At 47.0% G+C, this 18,813-nt stretch carries 17 protein-coding genes and 1 tRNA gene; 9 read left to right on the forward strand and 9 right to left on the reverse strand.

What is annotated here, in order from left to right; translation table 11 throughout:
• Positions 1-21: 21 nt before the first annotated feature.
• Positions 22-1,164, reverse strand: coding sequence for an NAD(P)/FAD-dependent oxidoreductase (locus FMS18_RS15745; protein ID WP_163295639.1), 1,143 nt, complete (start codon positions 1,162-1,164; stop codon positions 22-24).
• Positions 1,165-1,275: 111 nt separating this feature from the next.
• On the opposite strand from FMS18_RS15745, the gene FMS18_RS15750 reads away from it, so the two are divergent.
• Positions 1,276-1,950, forward strand: coding sequence for an HAD family hydrolase (locus tag FMS18_RS15750; protein ID WP_163295640.1), 675 nt, complete (start codon positions 1,276-1,278; stop codon positions 1,948-1,950).
• A gap of 79 nt (positions 1,951-2,029) precedes the next feature.
• On the opposite strand, the gene FMS18_RS15755 is transcribed toward FMS18_RS15750, so the two are convergent.
• A complete protein-coding gene (locus tag FMS18_RS15755; RefSeq protein ID WP_163295641.1) occupies positions 2,030-3,133 on the reverse strand; it encodes a DUF362 domain-containing protein in 1,104 nt (367 codons plus the stop codon).
• Positions 3,134-3,356: 223 nt separating this feature from the next.
• On the opposite strand from FMS18_RS15755, the gene FMS18_RS15760 reads away from it, so the two are divergent.
• Entirely contained in the window at positions 3,357-4,316 is a 960-nt protein-coding gene (locus FMS18_RS15760) for a UDP-glucuronic acid decarboxylase family protein (RefSeq protein ID WP_163295642.1), read from the forward strand.
• 228 nt (positions 4,317-4,544) lie between these two features.
• On the opposite strand, the gene gap is transcribed toward FMS18_RS15760, so the two are convergent.
• The 5 genes from gap to FMS18_RS15785 all read right to left on the reverse strand — a co-directional run bounded on the left by gap (position 4,545) and on the right by FMS18_RS15785 (position 9,540).
• Positions 4,545-5,564 (reverse strand): type I glyceraldehyde-3-phosphate dehydrogenase, encoded by a 1,020-nt coding sequence (gap, locus tag FMS18_RS15765; protein WP_163295643.1) that lies wholly within the window; start codon positions 5,562-5,564, stop codon positions 4,545-4,547.
• 25 nt (positions 5,565-5,589) lie between these two features.
• A complete protein-coding gene (locus FMS18_RS15770) occupies positions 5,590-6,150 on the reverse strand; it encodes a GAF domain-containing protein (RefSeq protein WP_163295644.1) in 561 nt (186 codons plus the stop codon).
• A 468-nt stretch (positions 6,151-6,618) separates the two neighbouring features.
• Positions 6,619-7,905 (reverse strand): ATP-binding protein, encoded by a 1,287-nt coding sequence (locus tag FMS18_RS15775; protein ID WP_163295645.1) that lies wholly within the window; start codon positions 7,903-7,905, stop codon positions 6,619-6,621.
• A 30-nt stretch (positions 7,906-7,935) separates the two neighbouring features.
• The gene (locus FMS18_RS15780; RefSeq protein WP_163295646.1) at positions 7,936-8,130 is read right to left on the reverse strand and encodes a hypothetical protein; all 195 of its coding nucleotides are present in this window, start codon (positions 8,128-8,130) and stop codon (positions 7,936-7,938) included.
• Between the two features lie 51 nt (positions 8,131-8,181).
• Positions 8,182-9,540, reverse strand: coding sequence for a PLP-dependent aminotransferase family protein (locus FMS18_RS15785; RefSeq protein WP_163295647.1), 1,359 nt, complete (start codon positions 9,538-9,540; stop codon positions 8,182-8,184).
• A gap of 183 nt (positions 9,541-9,723) precedes the next feature.
• Here FMS18_RS15785 and FMS18_RS15790 point away from each other — a divergent pair, with 183 nt between their 5' ends.
• The 5 genes from FMS18_RS15790 (at position 9,724) to FMS18_RS15810 (ending at position 13,075) form a co-directional block, all read left to right on the forward strand.
• Positions 9,724-10,314: a LysE family translocator gene (locus FMS18_RS15790; protein ID WP_163295648.1), complete on the forward strand. Its 591-nt coding sequence runs from the start codon at positions 9,724-9,726 to the stop codon at positions 10,312-10,314.
• Between the two features lie 149 nt (positions 10,315-10,463).
• Entirely contained in the window at positions 10,464-11,342 is an 879-nt protein-coding gene (locus FMS18_RS15795; protein ID WP_163295649.1) for an NAD(P)-dependent oxidoreductase, read from the forward strand.
• Positions 11,343-11,475: 133 nt separating this feature from the next.
• Positions 11,476-12,489, forward strand: a complete 1,014-nt coding sequence (locus FMS18_RS15800; RefSeq protein ID WP_163295650.1) for a DNA-binding protein — start codon at positions 11,476-11,478, stop codon at positions 12,487-12,489.
• A 2-nt stretch (positions 12,490-12,491) separates the two neighbouring features.
• Entirely contained in the window at positions 12,492-12,926 is a 435-nt protein-coding gene (locus FMS18_RS15805) for a type II toxin-antitoxin system death-on-curing family toxin (RefSeq protein ID WP_163295651.1), read from the forward strand.
• A 73-nt stretch (positions 12,927-12,999) separates the two neighbouring features.
• Positions 13,000-13,075 (forward strand) — tRNA-Phe (locus FMS18_RS15810).
• A 174-nt stretch (positions 13,076-13,249) separates the two neighbouring features.
• On the opposite strand, the gene FMS18_RS15815 is transcribed toward FMS18_RS15810, so the two are convergent.
• Together FMS18_RS15815 and FMS18_RS15820 are read right to left on the reverse strand one after the other, a co-directional pair.
• A complete protein-coding gene (locus FMS18_RS15815) occupies positions 13,250-13,729 on the reverse strand; it encodes an S-ribosylhomocysteine lyase (protein ID WP_163295652.1) in 480 nt (159 codons plus the stop codon).
• Positions 13,730-13,851: 122 nt separating this feature from the next.
• A complete protein-coding gene (locus FMS18_RS15820) occupies positions 13,852-14,547 on the reverse strand; it encodes a 5'-methylthioadenosine/adenosylhomocysteine nucleosidase (protein WP_163295653.1) in 696 nt (231 codons plus the stop codon).
• 134 nt (positions 14,548-14,681) lie between these two features.
• On the opposite strand from FMS18_RS15820, the gene FMS18_RS15825 reads away from it, so the two are divergent.
• Positions 14,682-15,623, forward strand: a complete 942-nt coding sequence (locus tag FMS18_RS15825; RefSeq protein ID WP_163295654.1) for a LysR family transcriptional regulator — start codon at positions 14,682-14,684, stop codon at positions 15,621-15,623.
• A 107-nt stretch (positions 15,624-15,730) separates the two neighbouring features.
• Positions 15,731-18,781 (forward strand): S8 family serine peptidase, encoded by a 3,051-nt coding sequence (locus tag FMS18_RS15830; RefSeq protein WP_163295655.1) that lies wholly within the window; start codon positions 15,731-15,733, stop codon positions 18,779-18,781.
• Positions 18,782-18,813 lie beyond the last annotated feature (32 nt).

The following is an 18,813-nucleotide window of genomic DNA, read 5'->3' on the forward strand; positions in this document are numbered from 1 at the left end:
TCATGAACATCACCCCTTTTTTTAATCCCATTTTTTCTTCATTAAAAACTTATACGACCGTACCCCGTGAACCATGTCGGCCAATATTCTGGGCATGGATTTGAACATCATCTTAAATGACATATGTTTTAAGAGCGGCTGGGAATAGAACAGAGTCCAGCGCAAACGGTTGGAGTAGCGCAGCTCTGGGAATACGTACTTTTCCAGACGTTCAAGGTAGAATTTTTCAGGGGCTTTGTTTTCAGTAATTCCGCGAGCTATGGATTCAGCGGCGTAGCGTCCGGTCTGGATGGCGTAGAAGATGCCTTCGCCGAAGAGCGGTTCGACTAGGCCGGCAGCATCTCCGGCAAGGATGGTCCGTCCGAAGCAGGGATTCTCCATGAAATTTCCGTATGGCAGAGGATAACCCTGCATATGTAGGGATTCCGGGTCGGTAATGCCTTGAGTGCGCAGGAAATCCATATATGTTTTTTTGAAATCAGTGGTGCAGCGTTTGAGCGCGCCGATTCCGGTGACAACTTTTCCTTTGGCGGGAAAAACCCAGATATACCCGGCGCGGAGATGTCCGATGTAAAGTTCCGGCTTGGTGACCTTGCGCGGGAAATCCTTTTCATCAAAAATGATCTCAATGGTCGAGGCCATATCATCACGCCATTTTTTCTTATCATATGGCACGGAGCGGCGGATGGTGGAATGTACCCCGTCTGCACCGATGAGGTATTTTCCCTTGAAAATTCGGTTTGATGCGGTTTTTACTTCCGCGTCCTGATAGTTGCACGATTTTATTTCTTCGCCGGTGAAAATGTGCGCTCCGGCATTTGCGGCTTTTTGCAGAAGGAAGTAATCAAAATCCACCCGGTCCACAAAGCGGAAGGGGATGGATGACTGCGCATCGCGGATATTATGGTCCCGGTAATTGATGGAATATTCGGGCGATTCAAAGTTGATGATTCCTTTTTTTGTAAGGCAATCAACGTCGCAGTTAAATATTTTGTTTAATACTTCAGTAGCCTTATAGGTTAAAAGTCCACCACAAAGTTTTTTTCTGGGGAACTCGGCCTTATCGATCAAAGCTACTTTGAAACCTTTGCCAGCAAGGATACAGGCGGCAGTAGAGCCGGTAGGGCCTCCTCCTGCAATAATTACATCAAATTTACCGGACACATTGACTCCTGAAAAACTGTTCACAACCGGAATATCTGCTTGATTAAGTTATGATTTCATATCGGTTCAAGACCACTTGGGCAAGCAAGACCGTACAAAACTTATCGGAATATGAAAAAAATAGAAGCAATAATTTTTGATTTTGACGGCACATTGGCCGAGTTGAACATTGATTTCGATGAGATGAAGAAAAGATTAAAGGCCTTGGGGAGTGCTTTTCTTCATCCTTTGCCGGAAAATGATGTTCCGGCCCTTGAGTGGGTGGATTTCATAGCCGACTGTCTTTCCGAAGATGACCCGGATCTGGGAAAAGAATTCCATACCCGCTGCCGCTTTTTGATTATCACCATGGAAGTGGAAGCGGCCCGTAACGGAAAGCTTTTTCCGTTCACCTGCGATATCCTTAACGGTTTGCGCGATTCCGGAATCAAAACCGGGATCATCACTCGCAATACCGCTTCAGCCGTGCGGGAACTTGTCCCGGAAATCAACGACATTTCCGGTTGTTTTCTTTCCCGTGAAGATGTTCAAAACGTCAAACCGCACCCGGAGCACTTATTCAAGGCTCTGGAAAAAATCGGGGTGGATGCATCAAACGCACTTATGGTCGGTGATCATCCCATGGATATTGAAACAGGGAAGCGGGCTGGAGCTATGACCGCCGGAGTAGCAACAGGGCGTATGTCCGTAGAAGAACTTCAGAAAGCAGACCCGGATTTCGTAGCTGCAAATTGTGCAGAACTTATGCAACTACTTGAAAAAGAAGGTTTAGTTATAAACAGTTAGTAGTTGGAAATTGTTCAAAACAAAAGGGCGCAGTATCGATGAAGATACTGCGCCCTATGTTTTGAACATATTTATTATGCTAAATAGTAACCAGCTTGTAGTTCCGTGACCCCAGTCCGATCTCTTCGGCATACTTGAGGCCGAAAGAGTCCGGTGTATCCGGGGTGAGGGCTTTGAACTTGTCATCACCCTGACTGAGCCCATCGGGAAGCCTGCTGGGATAAAGCGGCGGTGCCGAGTTGATCATATCCAGAGAGGCCTGATCAATAGCAACAGGGTCGGATGAGATCATAACCCCGAGATCGGGACAGATGGGCGCATCGCTGTAGCCGTGGCAATCACAGTCCGGGGTGATGTTCATAAGAAAGTTGATGTGCATGGCCGGACGTTTGAGCTGGTCCAGAATAGCTTTATTGTACTCGATGAGCCTTTTGGTGAAAATTTCCACATCGCTTTTCCAGTCGATGGAAATGGCACCATATCGACAGGAAAGGAAGCAGCGTCCGCATCCGGTGCATTTACCACCCATTATGATCTTACCGTCATCGTCAAGATCGAGTGCCTTGGCTGCACATTCAGTGATACAGACCCCGCATCCGGTGCACTTTTCAGGATGCAGATGAGGTGCGGTTGAGACATGAACATGCATTTTCCCTTTCTTGGAAGCACAGCCCATGCCGATGTTTTTGATGGCCCCGCCGTATCCGGCCAGCCCGTGTCCTTTGACATGGTTTAGGGTAACCATCATGTCCGTTTCCATGAACATGCCAGCTACGTAGGCTTCAGAAATATGTTTTCCTGCATAAGGGATGGTTGTTTCGTATTCCCCGCGCAGTCCGTCAGCAAACATAACCGGAGCACCGACAATATTGGGATCGTAACCGTGACGGGCAGCAAGTAAGCCATGGGAAACCGATTCTCCGCGGTCACCTACATAAAGGGTGCTGGTATCGGTAAAGAAAGGTTTTGCACCTGCTTTTTTCAGGAAATCCACGATGGGACGCAGGTTTAGGGCGTTCAGGTATCCGGTATTACCGCTTTCCCCGAAATGGACTTTCAGGGCCACCAGATTGCCCGGATCAATGATGGCGTTCAAGCCGGACTGCTTGAGCAGTTTTTTCATTCTTAAGGCGTGTGGAGATTTACGTGTGGTGCGTAAATTCCAAAAATATACTTTAGACATATCACTTCCCCTTATGTTGCCGAAAATGTGTAAGAGCTTTCCCTGACTGCTTTTAGCGGCATTAAAGTATAGCCTACTTTAAAGATTGTCTATTTTAAAGAGTAGTCTTGCAGTTAAAAATTATGCAAAAATGAGCGGGTAGCTTTCAGCTTCCAGTTGATTTATAAAGCTAGGAGCAAATGATGTTGGTTAGAAGAGAAATAGAATATTCAGGAGCTTGAAAATGCATTTACTGAAAAGGGTTTTGGTAACTGGCGGAGCCGGATTTCTGGGGGCGCACCTTTGTGAACGGCTGCTTGATGAGGGCTGTGATGTTATCTGTGTTGATAACTTTTTTACCGGGACAAAATCAAACGTTACCCATTTGCTTGGCAATCCTAATTTTGAAATAATTCGCCATGATGTAACTTTTCCGCTCTATCTGGAAATTGATGAAATTTATAATCTGGCCTGCCCTGCTTCACCTATTCACTACCAGCATGATCCGGTGCAGACCACCAAGACTTCCGTACACGGTGCAATCAACATGCTCGGCCTAGCCAAGCGTACCAGAGCGAAAATTTTTCAGGCATCAACATCCGAAGTCTACGGTGACCCGCAAGTGCATCCTCAGCCGGAAAGTTACGTTGGCAGCGTAAATCCCATCGGCCCTCGCTCCTGTTACGATGAGGGTAAACGTTGCGCTGAAACCCTGTTTTTCGATTACTACCGTCAGCATCGGGTGAATATTAAAGTTGCCCGCATCTTCAATACCTATGGTCCAAAAATGCATCCCAATGATGGTCGTGTGGTTTCAAACTTTATCACTCAAGCCCTGCTCGGCAAATCGATCACCATTTACGGAGACGGCTCCCAGACCCGTTCATTTTGCTATGTCGATGACATGATAGAAGGGTTTCTCTCCCTGATGGATACACCGGACGAAGTGACAGGTCCCATGAACCTCGGTAACCCGACAGAATTTTCAATCCGCGAGCTGGCTGAGAAAGTAATTGAACTCACCGGATCAAAATCAGAACTTATCTACAAGCCGCTGCCCGGAGATGATCCCAAGCAGCGCAAGCCCGATATTACCAAAGCGAAAGAATTAGGTTGGGCACCGACCATTCAGCTGGAAAAAGGTCTGGTCAGTACAATTGAATATTTTAAGACTCTGGATTTAGAAGCAATATTTCAGAAGTAGATGCTGGAAGACCGGAGGCATAAAAACAAGACGGGCGGCCTGTTTGTGGTTAACAGGTCGCCCGTCTTGGCAATCTTAAGAATCTCATCAATCCGGGTTCATCCACAACCCGGATATTCGGGAGGTTTTACCCCTTTCAGGAAAAGGGTTTAAAACCGACAGCGGAAACATCCAGAACCGCTGCCGGCCTTTAATACTGTAATTAGGTCAGCATCCTAGGATAAACCCTTAGATACCGCACTTAGCCATGTAGTCGATCAGGTCGGCCAGACGGCAGGAGTAACCCCATTCGTTGTCGTACCATGCGTAAACCTTGGCAAGGTTACCGCCCTGTACAACGGTGAAATCCGCTTCGACGATACCGGAACGGGGATCGGCGAGGAAATCGGAGGAAACAAGAGGAGCTTCAGAGTAGCCCATGATTCCGTTGAGTTCACCTTCAGCAGCCGCTTTCAGGGTAGCCTTGAGTTCTTCGGTGGTTGTGTCTTTCTTAAGCACAGCAACGAAGTCAACAAGGGAAACGGTAGGTGTTGGTACACGCACGGAGTAACCTTCGAAACGGCCTGCCATTTCGGGGATTACCAGAGCAACAGCTTTGGCCGCACCGGTGGAGGTGGGGATCATGTTGCAAGCAGCAGCACGGGCGCGACGCAGGTCCTTATGGGGCTGGTCGAGAATGCGCTGATCGTTGGTGTACGCGTGAACAGTGGTCATCACACCTTTATCAATACCGAACTTCTCGTGCATGGTCTTAACGATAGGCGCGAGGCAGTTAGTGGTACAAGACGCGTTGGAAATAATGGTGTGCTTTGCAGGATCGTAGTCCTTGTGGTTAACACCCATTACAACAGTGATGTCTTCTTCCTTTGCAGGAGCGGAGATAACAACTTTTTTTGCGCCGCCTTCAAGGTGCTGGGCAGCGGTAGGACCGGTTCTGAAAATACCGGTACACTCGATAACGATATCTACACCGCACTCACCCCAGGGGATGCGGCGGGGATCACGTTCTGCGAAGTTTTTGATGGTGTAGTCGGAACCGATGTACATGGTGGTTCCTTCTACTTTTACTTCTGCGGGAAATTTACCGTAGTTGGTGTCGCGTGCAAAAAGAGCGGAGTTTGTTTCAATATCGAAAAGGTCGTTGATAGCAACAACTTCAACAGTGTCGCGATGTCTTTCCCAGATGGTCTTAAGAACCTGACGGCCGATACGGCCGAAACCGTTAATACCTACTTTTACTTTACTCATTATAAATTCCTTATATTCACACGTCTTACAGATCGTCGACGCGGTAGATGTAATCGTTTGCCAGTTCGCTTGCACGCTTCAGTGCGCTGTACATGCGGGCATTTTCAAGAGCGAGACCGGAGAGGTCGGCAACGCATTTGAGAAAGTCCAGTTCTTCTTCGGAAAATTCGCGGAGCTCAGCGGAGTATACGCGCAGAACACCGATTACTTTTTCGCCGCGTGCAGTCAGAGGAACAACTACCAGAGAGCAAAGACCTTCTTCAGCAGCCTGCTCGGGATACTGGAAACGGTCATCCTTTCTTACATCGGGAATGGATACGATCTTACCTTCAAGAACTTCCTGATCCAGACGGCTCTTGGAAACCTCAACAGGACCTTTCTTTTCGTAACGTTCGCTCAGACCGTAGGATGCGTCCGCTTTAAGGGTTTCACCCTTGCGGTCGAGAAGTCTGATAAAACAACCTTTCAGTTCCATTTCAGTTGCCACTTTCTCGGCAATGCTGTGCAGAACTTTTTCAGGTTCCAGGCTGGAGTTAACAGCTCTGGTGATTTCAAAAATTGCTTTGTAGAGTCTGGTTACACCCATTTCTCATACCTGCCTTGTTTATGTTTAACCGAAAGGACCGCTAAAAGGGCGGACCTGCGTATCAAGTTCTGGGTTAAATGCTTTCTAACAGATTTGAAAACATTTTGCATGTAAAAAATGACCACTTTCTTACATTTTTATGTTTTTTGCACCTAAACGATTTTCGTTTATGAAAATTTTGTTCGCTTTTGTTGTGAATCACAACCCCGCAGTTATTTATAAATTAAATAAAATTAAAGACCTTGAAAGCATTGCAGATTCGCAATTTCACATCAAGTACGATTAGAAAATTTATTCAATAAAAAAACTGATCCGGGCAAGGGAGAACTGAATTGAGATAGGTTCGGTTTAGAAATACCAACAAGAACCCGGAAATGAGACAGGTTCAATAATAACAGAATCCACCCTGACAGCAACCAATAAAGGTACAAACAGGGCTCGGAAATGAAGTTCGATGAAAAGCGGCAGTTAAGAGGTAGCCTTGCGCAAACCGCTGAGAAAACGTGAACGAAGCGTATCGCTCATCAATCTTTTTTTTACCGGGGAAAGTTTAAGGAATCCGCCCAGCAGGGAACGCATGAAGTCCTCGCTACGGCTGTTTGGGTTATCAAAAATAAGGTTCTGCAAAGTGCCGCGCTCAAGAGTTTGCAGGATAACCCGCTCAAAGCTGTCTTCAGGGTGGATGACCCGCTGTTCGCGTTTATCCATTTGCAAGGCATCGGTGGGACATTTAAGGGCGCAGACTCCGCAGCCAAGACAGATCTCTTTGTTTATTTCAGCATATCGGCGTGGTTTATCTGATCCGGGGACAGTTTCTTTATGAATGCTGATCGCATCAACAGGACAGGCCCGTGCGCACTTGCCGCAGCCGTTACAGTCGGCAAGATCAACCTCAGCAATAAAAGTAGAGGAGACAACGATTCCCGGATAGCCGGAATATTTAATCCCGTTCATTAAATTACAACAACATCCGCAGCAATGGCAGAAGAACCCGGCATTCTCGCGCACGTTATCTGTAGTCAGAGTAAAGCCGAGTTCCCTTGAGCGGGCCATGATATCGTCCATTTCCGAACGGCAAATCTCGCGCGCAAAATTGTTGCGAATCAGGAAATCGGCGGCTTCGCCCATAGAGGTACAGGTTTCAAGATCGATTCCGCACTTCTGCTCCCCGAGGTGCATTTTCTCGTGGCGGCAGGAACAAAGGCTGACCGCAAACCTGTCTTGCTGCCCTACCAGCGCGGAAGCTTTTTCGTAATCAAGTACTTCCACGTGATCCACATTGCGGATAGTGCCTTCATGGGGCAATGCACGCATGATGGAGACCTGTTCATTGTTGCCGAAATTGGCCTCAAAAAACGACTTGTCCCCGAACATGTAATTATTGAACAGTTCGGCCCATTTGGCGGAATCAAGCTCGCCCTTGGTGCGCATCATGGTGAATTCGAAAAAGCCGATCACAAAAGGGCTTATCATATAAAGATAGCGGTCCTGCTCCCACAGGTCACAGACCAGACCTTTATTGCACATGGATTCGAGCATGGGACGCAGCGCATTCCCGCTCATTCCGGTCAACTTTGAAATTCGTTCAATTGAAGATGGGCGGTAAGGCATACGTACAATAAGTTCCGCTTCCGCAGGAGAATAAAGGGCCTTAAGCATTTCACGCATGGAATCGGACCACGGCATACGCACGGTAGTTCCGTCCACTTTATCACCCAGTTGGCGGTAGATATCTTTTCCGATGATGTGTCCCATGAATCACTCAACTACATTCACTGATCAGTATTAGCAATTAGTTTGAGACGATTCATCAATCTCATAACCAAGTTCTTTAATTGATCTAATAACTTCTTCATGGGGAATCCCTTCCCCTCTATTTAACTCATCCAACCCTTTTTGCACCTCAGACCTAAACCAGACATCATACTCAAGTCTCTCAATGGAATTCTCGTCGAAATCGGTGTTTACGATTTTCTGCATACATTCCTCCGTAATGTACTAATTACATATAAAGAAAACATACAAAAAGTGCTAATTGAAAAATATTTCCCGCAAAATCCCAAGCCCCTTACGCAACTGGGCAATATCCTTGGGACCACTCAGGGAAAGCCTGATATTGGCTGGAACAGGGCCACCACCCACGGCGAATTTCTCAGCTCCGAAAATATTTAGCCCCGCTTCACGGGCGCGCTGCTCAACCATGTACCCTTTCCACGGCTTGGGCAGGGAAAGCCAAAGAAAAAATCCGGATGGATTCGCCCCAAGCCCCATGCCGTCCAGCAGATCCTTAACCGCATCAAACCGACGCCTCGCGGCCTGTCGTTTGAGCTTGACGGTGATGTCAGCGGTGCCGTCCTGAATCCATTGCGAAATAAGTTCAACATTGAGCGGAGGAGTCATCCACACGGAATTGAGTATGGCGTGGGCCAATGCTTTGAACCGCTCCCCCTGCGCAACCATAAAGGCCACCCTCAGCCCCACGGCTATGGATTTGGAAAGTCCGGCAATAAACACGCTTCGCTCCGGGGCAAAGGATGTAACCGGAGGCAGGTCACTTTCCACGGTCAGTGCGTAGGCGTCATCTTCAATGATGGTCAGATCATGATTGCAGCAGATCATGGCAATCTGCTCCCGCCTCTCCACAGACATGCAACCGGAAGTCGGATTCTGCACTCCGGGCATGAGCGAAACGCCGTTGATTTTTTCCCGGCGGCAGATTCTGTCCAATTGTTCAGGAATCATGCCCTGATCATCCATGGGAACAGGAACCAGGCGGATACCGAGCATATTGGCAAGAGTCTTCATACCCGGATAGATAAGTGCGTCAGTGGCAATACGGTCCCCGGCCCGGAACAGACTGCTCAGGCAGCAGGTCAATGCATGCTGCGCACCGGAGCAGACCAGCACATCCCCCGCCGAAGCATCCAACCTATACCGCTTGGCCCACTGCGCCCCAACTTCACGATGCTCCGGCAAGCCCTGCGGATCGGTGTAACGTAGAAAGGCATTCAGATTGCGGCGGCGGGTCAACCGCTTCATACCGTCCTGAATGTCCGGGTCCAGATCATAGAAAGTATTAACCATGCCCAGTTCGATCATGCCCGGTGCATGCGGCTCAAAAGTCACCATTGATGATGACGTGATCGCATCGGAAGCGATGAAAGTCCCGCGACCTACGGTGCCGCTGATAAAGCCCCTTTTTTCAGCCTCGGCGTAACCACGGGTAACTGTGCTCACGTTCATCTTCAGATCATCAGCAAGATCACGGTGGGTGGGCAACTTATCTCCGGGACAGAGTTTCCCGGCATAAACGTCACGCTCAATGGCATCTGCCAGTTGCTTGAACTTGGGCCGCGCACTTCCTTCCAGTTCAGGTATCCATTTTGTCATGCAGACAATGTTTCATTTGACTACATACAATGTCAAGCATATGAATACAATTACGCAATCAAAAACATACAATTCTACCTCAATTTCGAACACGAAGCGGCGAAGCCTATTAAAAGGTTTTGGGATTCTTAAACCCTTTTGCAAAAGGGTTTAAGCTCCCGGAGGGCCGCCGGAGGCATCTTCATGCAAGAAAATTTCTGGGCTTTCCTTATCTTTGTTATTGTCATGACCGGGACTCCCGGTCCGGGCAACATCGCCTCCATGGCTCTTGGTCAGGCTGTGGGCTTCAAACGCTCCATCCCTTTCCTTTCCGGTATAGTCATCGGCGGCATGGTCATGGATATTCTGACTGCCATGGGCCTTGCAGAACTGTTCATGCGCTATCCGCAGGTCTCATCGGTACTTAAGGTCGGCGGCATGATCTACATCCTCTACCTTGCATGGAAGGTCTTGAATATGCAGGCCAATTCGTCCGGGCAGCCCAAGGCATTCAAATTCGTGGAAGGTCTGGCCCTGCATCCGCTGAACCCGAAACATTATGCCATGACCGTCTCTGCCTTCGCCCAATTCGCCGACCCGAACGCAAACAGCTTCATGGAAATTCTGATCTTTGTGGGCACCTTCACCTGCGGAGCGGCCCTCTTCCATTCCCTGTGGTGCTTTGCAGGCGAATCGTTTATGAAAATGCTGCGTTCACCAATGATCCGCCATACAGTTAATATATCTATGGTCGTACTTATGGTCGGAGCTACGGCCTATGCACTTTATAAATAAATTTACCTCCGGCAGGTCTGCGACGCTTTGACTTGATGCGCTATCGCGCTTTTTGATAATCGCATTTCGCCTCCGGCGGCCAAAGGGGATAATCCCCTTTGGAATCCCTAATAGTTTAAATTAGTTATTTTTCGAGAGGACTAATTCTTATGAGTATAAAAATCGGATGGATCGGAACAGGCGTCATGGGATCTTCCATGTGCATGCACCTCATCAAAGCAGGCAATGAAGCTTACGTATACAACCGCACCAAATCCAAAGCTGACCAACTGGTAGCCGAAGGCGCAACTTGGTGCGATTCTCCGGCAGAAGTTGCCAAGCAGGCAGACATCATCTTCACCATTGTCGGTTATCCCATTGACGTGGAACAGACTATCCTCGGTGAAAATGGCGTACTGGCAAATACCGATTCTGGAAAGATCATCGTAGACATGACCACTTCCGAACCCGCCCTTGCACAGCGCATTGCTGAAGAATCCGCAGCCAAAGGCGTAGGCACACTTGATGCCCCGGTTTCCGGCGGCGACCTCGGTGCACGTAATGCGACTCTAGCAATCATGGTCGGCGGTGATCAGAAAACTTTTGATGAAGTAATCCCGCTCTTTGAAATCATGGGCAGCAACATCAAACTCATGGGTAAAGCGGGCGCAGGCCAGCACACAAAGATGTGCAACCAGATCCTCATCGCCGGAACCATGATCGGAACCGTTGAATCCCTGCTCTATGCTCACAAAGCGGGCATGGATCTCAACGAAGTGATCGATGTGATCGGTTCCGGTGCTGCCGGATCATGGTCCATCAATAATCTCGGCCGCCGCATTGCGGATGATGATTTCAACCCCGGTTTTTTCATCAAACACTTTGTAAAAGATATGGGTATCGCTCTTGATGAGGCCAAGCGCATGAATCTCTCCCTGCCCGGACTGGCACTGGTCAACCAGTTCTACATCTCAGCCATGGCACTTGGTTATGATGAACTTGGCACTCAGGCTTTGTATAAGGTGCTGGAAAAGATGAATGGGAAGTAATTAAAAACAAAAAATCAATAAAAAGGGCTTCTGAGCAAATACGCTCAGAAGCCCTTTCTGCTTTTGTAGACTTACGGTAAATTACTATTTATATTTCGGACAACATATTCACGCTCAACAATTCGAGAAAACAATGGCTGAAAAAAAATCACTCACCCAATCCAGCATAGACAGACAAAATATCCTTAATAATCCATTCGCCATTGAAAAACTGCAAGAAAACATAGGGCTCGTCGGCTTTCAATGGAAAGGCAATCCTGTTTTTCTTAAACAGCAGGTTGCTAACTTTCTTGAAGTGGATGTCCGCACTATCGAAAGGTATCTTTCTACCCACGGTGAAGAACTTGAAAAAAATGGCTACGCCCTTCTAAAAGGAAAAAATCTTAAAGATTTTAAAGCCTTATCGAAGCTGACCGACATGAATGTCGGTCAGTTCACTCAATCCCTTGGAATATTTAACTTTAAGTCAGTTCTCAACTTAGCAATGCTCCTAACCGAGAGCGAAAAAGCAAAAGAAATCAGAAGTAGAATATTAAGCATCGTCATTGACACAATAGCCCACAAATCAGGTGGACGAACCAAATATATCAACCAAAGAGATGAAGACTACCTCCCCGCAGCATTCCAAGAAGAAAACTATCGTAAAGAATTCACTGCTGCAGTAAATAGATATATCGATGCTCCCAATTGGAAATATGGGAAATATACAAACCTTGTGTACGAAAGTATTTTCAAAGAAAATGCTACGGAATATAAAAAAATACTGAATCTAGCTGCCAAAGAAAGAGTACGATCCACCATGTATGCCGAAGTGCTTGACCTAGTAGCAAGCTTTGAAGCAGGCCTTGCCGAGGAACTGGAAAATAAGGCCAAAATTTTAGGACGCCAATTATCAATTCAGGAAGCCAACATAATATTTAGTGACTTTGCAAAACAACGTGCTTTTAAACCACTGATTACTAAAGCGCGATCTAAAATGGCCAGCCGGGACCTCTGTTTTAGAGACGCATTACACTCTAAACTTGAAGCTTACATTCAGAGCGTTCCCGAAAGTGACTTTGAACGTTTCCTTGGAGAAAAAAGTAAAGACCTTAAAGAGCGCATTGACGAAAACATAGCTGTATTCAAAAGACTCAAGGACAAATAGACATGAAAGTTCTATACCTTGACTTGGACCATGCTGTTGAGATCCATGATTACATAATTTCTGAATCAGGTGGGACCCATGGCATACTAAATTCCGGAAGCCTGGAAAGTGTGCTTGAACATATTAAAAATGATTTATACTACCCTGAATTTTTGGATAAAATTTCCCACCTCAGTTTTGCTATCAACAAGAATCACGCTTTCAATGACGGCAACAAAAGAACATCCATAGCTTTAGCCGCTTTCTTTCTATCTTTAAATGGCTATGATCATTGTATATCTTCTTTCATCAGGGAAATGGAAAACTATGCCGTCTGGATTCCTGAAAACAAAATCAGCAAAGAATTACTTCATGATGTAATCGAAGATATTATCATGGGTGAATTCAGTGAAGAAACTCAAATCGCAGTTATGAACGCCTTATCGAAAGAAAGTTGATCCAACCATGCAATTTAATCTACAAATAATTGTTGACTTCGTTTAACGATCTACGTAGAAGATTTTCTCCGGCGCCGAGGTAGCTCAGTCGGTAGAGCAGGGGACTGAAAATCCCCGTGTCGGCAGTTCAATTCTGTCCCTCGGCACCACTTGATTAGAATAGCCGTTACAACTTAGTTGTAACGGCTTTTTCTTTTTCAGATCGTTTATAAAGCACCATCTACTTCGTTGCTGCAACAAATACTGAAACTCACGTATGCTTTATACGCATCGTTCCAGTATTTGTTTTGCGCCTTGTATCTGGCACTTTCTAAACAATCTGATTATATTGGGTAATTCAAATTCTCCGAACCAATCCCATCCAGCACTTCAGCATAATACTTTGCGGCTTCCTGCTTGGCCTGCGCCAAATCCATAAGCGTGTAATTGCCACACTCAACAGCAGACGCTCCGGGAACCTCTCCTTCAAAATCAGCAGCGAATTTAAACAATTCCTGCATCAGCCCCAGCACATCTTTTGAATCATACCTGCCGTTCAGCAACAGATAGAATCCGGTCAGACAACCCATGGGACCGAAGTACACAACCTTCTCACCATACTCCGCGTGATTGCGCAAAAAAGTTGCCCCGATATGCTCCAGCGTATGAGCCGCGGCAGGATCAAGGGCGGGTTCGTTATTGGGTTCTTTTACTCGCAAATCAAAAGTTGTAATATTTTCAGCACCGATTTCATCACGACGGGAAACATAAATTCCGCGCTTAAGCAGGGTATGATCAATTTTAAAACTTTCTATTTTATTCATTACAATCTCTCAAACAAAGCAGCGAAGCTTACTAAAAGTTTTTGGGATTCTTAAACCCTTTTTTCAAAAAGGGTTTAAGCCGCCGGAGGCGAAATATATTCATCAAAAAGCGCGACAGCGCATCAAATATTATCAAGCATAGATAATACCATGCGCACGGAATTGGCAGCAGCAGCCTCCATGCTGGATTCGTAAACCGCACTACTTCCGTCCTCGTGGACCTTGTCTGAAATGGACCTGATCAAAATAAAAGGCACGTTGAACAGAAAGCCGGTCTGAGCAATAGCCGCCCCTTCCATTTCCACAGCCATGACATCGGGAAATTTCTGTTCGATCTGCGAAATCTGCTGCGGGGTATGGATAAAAGAATCCCCGGAAAGAACCGGACCCTGATGCACGCTGATGGTGTCCTCATTAATCCATGCCTTCTGCGCTAATCCGAGCAGAAGCTTGTCGGCCTGATATGCTGCTGGCATCTGCGGAATCTGGCCCATTTCGTAGTCAAAGGCAGTGGCGTCGGCATCGTAATGGCGCACTTCCGATGAAACCACGATATCGCCGATATTGATATTTCCGGGAAATGCCCCGGCCACCCCGGTATTGATCAGGTAATCAGGTTTAAATTTATCCAGCAACAGAGTAGTGCCGACAGCGGCATTGACCTTGCCGATTCCGCATAGAAATAGAGCCACGTCCACCCCGTAAATTTTTCCGGTGTGGTAGGTGAACTGCCCGAAACTTTCCACCCTCGGCCTGTCCAATTTATTGACCAGCAATGCAAGCTCCTCTTCCATTGCCGCGATAATTCCTATCTTCAAAACTTTTTCCTCTTATCTGTTCGGACAGAAAATCTGCCCTTTGAATGCTTGAAAAATAAACGCAGCAGGTGTAATTAGTAAAATTAATAGTTCTACTTTTTTTAATTACTAAAACTTACTAATAGGCAAAAAACATGCTTCCCGATCTAAACAGACTAAAAGTCTTCTTTCACATATTTAATGAACAAAGCAGCACCGGAGCCGCAAAAAGACTGCATATCACCCAGTCCGGAGTCAGCCAGCATCTAAAAAAACTGGAAGAAGAACTCCAGACAGAACTGTTCACAAGGGTCAACCGCAGATTGATTCCCACCGCCGCAGGAAAAAAATTATATGGAATCGTACAAGGATTCATGTCTGAACTGGAACAGGGAGTCCGCCATATAAATGATGGCCTAGAAATGCCATCCGGCCCGCTACGCATCGGCGCACCTATAGAATTCGGGAAAATTTACTTACCGCCAGTATTCGGCTCATTCCGGCGCAAATATCCGAAAGTGACCATGCAACTGGAATTGGACGAACCCAAAGTGCTCTTTGAAAAAGTAGCAGAGGGCGAATTGGATTTCGCTTATATCGATATCCTGCCCTTCTTCATGAATACACCGGGCGGCACTTCGGCTTATTCCATTGAGCCAGTGGTGCGTGAAGAATTCGTGCTGGCCTGCTCAAAAAAATATTACCGGGCGCGGGTAAATGGGACTGATTACGATCAGCTGAAGAAACTTAATTTTATCGGCTACAAAGACGACATCGCCCTCTTCCGCAGTTGGTTCAAACTGCATTTTGAACGCGAACCGCAACAATTAAACCTTGTATTCATTGCTGACAGCTCCGAGGCCATTGTTTCAGCCATTAAAGCCGGACTGGGGGCAGGGATTACAGTCAGCCACCTGATGAACAGAGAGATTGCAACCGGGGAAATCATCGCCATCCGTCCGGACGAAGAAAAATTACAGAATACAATAGCTTGTGTTCAATTCAAGGACAAACAATCGACGATAACTGAAAAAGCATTTCAGGAGCACTTACGGCTGGAGCTAAATAAGAATTATGCAAAGCTGGAACTGGAATAAACCACGCATGGATACGCCAGCAAGCTATCATTGCACACTAAGCTTATATAAGTTATCAAGCCAACCAAAGACAGCCTGTCTTAATAGCAGCAAAGGAGCCTGAAACTGTGCCTAAAATATTTTATACTTCTGCTCTTTTAATACTCTTCCAGTTCTTCACCATATTGGGCGCACCCGACGCCGTCTTCAGCCAAAACAGCGTTGAAAGCCAGCTCATAGTTAAATTCAAAAACGGAATCAGTGAAGAAGACGCACGCTCAATTGCTGCAAACCACTACATGAGTGTCATAGCCGTTCTGGACAGCGCAACCCGCGAAAAAGGACAATGCATCCTGCTTTTACGATCCCACCTGAGTACGCAGGAAATGATCGAAGAAATTTCAGGACTGCCGGAAATCGATTCCTATTCACGCAACTACATACGAAAAGGCAAAAAAACTCCCGATGACCCAAGATTCAATAATCAGTGGTCCTTGCAGGATTCTACCGCCGGAATTCATGCCCCCGCAGCATGGGATGCATCAACCTGTGAATCGGCGGATATTGTAATCGCGGTCATTGATTCAGGCATTGACTTAAACCATGAAGACCTTTCGGGGAGCCTTTGGAACAACCCTTTGGAAATTGATGACGGCATTGATAATGACGGGAATGGAATTATCGATGACCTCTACGGCATAAGCATTGATTACGAAGACGACAGCGGCAACTACCAGACCGGAGACGTTCAGGATACCGATGGTCACGGGACAACTGTATCAAGCGTCATTGCAGCCCGGACAGACAACAATCTCGGGGTAGCCGGGGTAAGCTGGGGCGCAAAAATAATGGTCCTGCGTGTAGAAAACAACACAGATGCCGAAATAACTACCGCCATAAATTATATCATTAAAAAGAAAAAAAGCGGGATCAATATTCCGGCCGTGAACATGTCCATCGGAGGTGCGGGAGGCAGCACAATCATCAGGGATAAAATTCAGGAACTTGCGGACAACGGTATTATTTTCAGCACTTCCGCCGGGAACGACGGCTACGATAATGACAACAATAACATCCGTGAATATCCGGCCAGCTTTGATATTCCGAACATTGTAAGTGTGGGGGCCAGCGATTCTAACAGCAACAAGCCGGACTGGTCGCATTTCGGACAATATACCGTTGATATCTTTGCTCCTGGAGTAGAAATTCTCTCTGCGAAACTCGGTGGAGGGTACGAATCCAATGATGTGAGCGGAACTTCCTTTGCCGCTCCGCACGTAGCCGGGGTAGCGGCTCTGCTGGCTGCTCATTACCCCAATGACGACATTTACACCCGCATCAGCAGAATACTCTCAAGCACCGATGCCGGAAGCAGTTTTGCCGGTAAATGCTTGACCGAAGGCAAACTCAATGCAGCTTCAGCCATGCAAAACAGCCTGAGCCTGAGCCCGGTCATCAGCGGATCTGATTCAAGGAAGGGAAAAAACGAAGGAAGCTCCTTCACCCTCAACGGACAGCGGTTCGGAACCACTCAAGGGACAATCCACTTCTGCAACAAATCCGGGAAAACAGAAGCCAGCATCAACAGCTGGTCCGACACGAAAATCACCGGAGTGGTGCCTCAAGGGGCCGGAGTGTTTGTTCAGGCAACGACCAGCAGCGGATTAAAATCAAATGCGCTCCAGTTTTCAGCTTGGGCGGACAAACAGGCGGCTGCAAAACCGCATGGGCTGGGGGCATCAGTTGTACGTAACGGTAAAATATATGTCTTCGGCGGAGGAATGATTTCACAGGATACCAAATGCGAGGTCTACGACCCTAAAACAAACCAATGGACCCAGTTCGCAACCATGCCGGACAAACGCTCAGGTGCCGGAGTAGTATCGTATAATGATGAAATATATTTCATCGGTGGACTTAAAAGAGAGGACGACAAATCCCTGACCGCGTACACAGATGTAATCAAATATTCTTTTACAACCAATACATGGAGCACCCTGCCCGGCACAGTTCCCTATCCGGGATTCTGCGCTGCCGCCGAGCTTGATGATCAGATATACGTATTCGGCGGCAACTCCACTGACGGCAATACCATAAGTGATGATGTATATGTTTACGAGCCTGAGACAGGTAATTTCCGGGAAGATGGATTTATGGACATCCCCCGCCACAAGCACACTGCCATTACCTTTGAAGATTCGATCTATATTTTTGGAGGAATAACATCAGATGGTACAAAAAATTCAGGAGTTTCCACTGTAACAGTATACAATGGCACCACCTCGACAATATCCGGGCCGGACATCAGCTCAGCAGGGGTTACGACCGATGGACAAAAAATATTTCTGGCCAACGGTGCCATGACAATCGAGGAAGCCCTCACCCCTTTTTTTTATAAATTTAATCCAACAGCCAGCACATGGGATTACGGCAACAACACCATCCAGCAACCGGGCATAGGCAGGGCAGGTTCCTTGCTGGAATACATTGATGGACGCGGCATATATTCTATCAGCGGCCTGTGCGGTGAATCAGATGACAAAAGTTTAATATTTTTAAGCACCCCGTCCCCGGTAAGTGCTCCTTCCGCGCAGCCTGACCCTTCAGTAAGCATTACTCTTACACAGGCCACTGCAAGCTTTGAATCTGCTGCTGAACTGAAAACAAAATACAAACTTGCCGATTCCGGCGAAAGGGTAACCGATGTCCGTGAATTCAGTGCCACAGTAGACAAAACCGGGGCACTTATTCATTTGCAATATGAGTTCACTGCCGCCGACTCTACCCTTACTCCTGCGGAACTGACTCTTTACAAGCTGAAAAATGCAGACAGCAGCAACATCCCCTACACCTATGCAAATTCAAACACCGACTGGTCTGACGGAGCGTGGTGGCTGGAGAATGCAGACGGTAACTATATTGATTCAACCGTTAAATTAACCGCAGGACGGGTTTATTCCGTACATTTTTGCCTGCAGGACAATGGACAATACGATCAGGACAGCACTGCCAAGATCATTCAGGACCCGCTGGTACTATTTTCAGGAACATCCGGGACTTCCGCATCAGGTTGCGTATTCTCGCCGCGTGGCGGGATGAATTTTGAATTTATGCTGGTCGCATTCGGATTGCTGCTACTGCTGGGCAAAGCATGGTTGCGTAGAAGAGCATTCAGGTAGGATAGAAAACGAAAAAGCCCTCATGATTTTTC

Source organism: Desulfovibrio sp. JC022, assembly GCF_010470665.1.
Classification (GTDB): Bacteria; Desulfobacterota; Desulfovibrionia; order Desulfovibrionales; family Desulfovibrionaceae; genus Maridesulfovibrio.

Excerpts from the sequence above, each read along its gene's own strand:
- FMS18_RS15755 (WP_163295641.1), bottom strand. The coding sequence starts at position 3,133 with ATGTCTAAAGTATATTTTTGGAATTTACGCACCACACGTAAATCTCCA.
- FMS18_RS15770 (WP_163295644.1), bottom strand. The coding sequence starts at position 6,150 with ATGGGTGTAACCAGACTCTACAAAGCAATTTTTGAAATCACCAGAGCT.
- FMS18_RS15790 (WP_163295648.1), top strand. The coding sequence starts at position 9,724 with ATGCAAGAAAATTTCTGGGCTTTCCTTATCTTTGTTATTGTCATGACC.
- FMS18_RS15805 (WP_163295651.1), top strand. The coding sequence starts at position 12,492 with ATGAAAGTTCTATACCTTGACTTGGACCATGCTGTTGAGATCCATGAT.
- FMS18_RS15825 (WP_163295654.1), top strand. The coding sequence starts at position 14,682 with ATGCTTCCCGATCTAAACAGACTAAAAGTCTTCTTTCACATATTTAAT.
- FMS18_RS15750 (WP_163295640.1), top strand. The coding sequence starts at position 1,276 with ATGAAAAAAATAGAAGCAATAATTTTTGATTTTGACGGCACATTGGCC.
- FMS18_RS15795 (WP_163295649.1), top strand. The coding sequence starts at position 10,464 with ATGAGTATAAAAATCGGATGGATCGGAACAGGCGTCATGGGATCTTCC.
- gap (WP_163295643.1), bottom strand. The coding sequence starts at position 5,564 with ATGAGTAAAGTAAAAGTAGGTATTAACGGTTTCGGCCGTATCGGCCGT.
- FMS18_RS15760 (WP_163295642.1), top strand. The coding sequence starts at position 3,357 with ATGCATTTACTGAAAAGGGTTTTGGTAACTGGCGGAGCCGGATTTCTG.
- FMS18_RS15780 (WP_163295646.1), bottom strand. The coding sequence starts at position 8,130 with ATGCAGAAAATCGTAAACACCGATTTCGACGAGAATTCCATTGAGAGA.
- FMS18_RS15815 (WP_163295652.1), bottom strand. The coding sequence starts at position 13,729 with ATGAATAAAATAGAAAGTTTTAAAATTGATCATACCCTGCTTAAGCGC.
- FMS18_RS15785 (WP_163295647.1), bottom strand. The coding sequence starts at position 9,540 with ATGACAAAATGGATACCTGAACTGGAAGGAAGTGCGCGGCCCAAGTTC.
- FMS18_RS15775 (WP_163295645.1), bottom strand. The coding sequence starts at position 7,905 with ATGGGACACATCATCGGAAAAGATATCTACCGCCAACTGGGTGATAAA.
- FMS18_RS15800 (WP_163295650.1), top strand. The coding sequence starts at position 11,476 with ATGGCTGAAAAAAAATCACTCACCCAATCCAGCATAGACAGACAAAAT.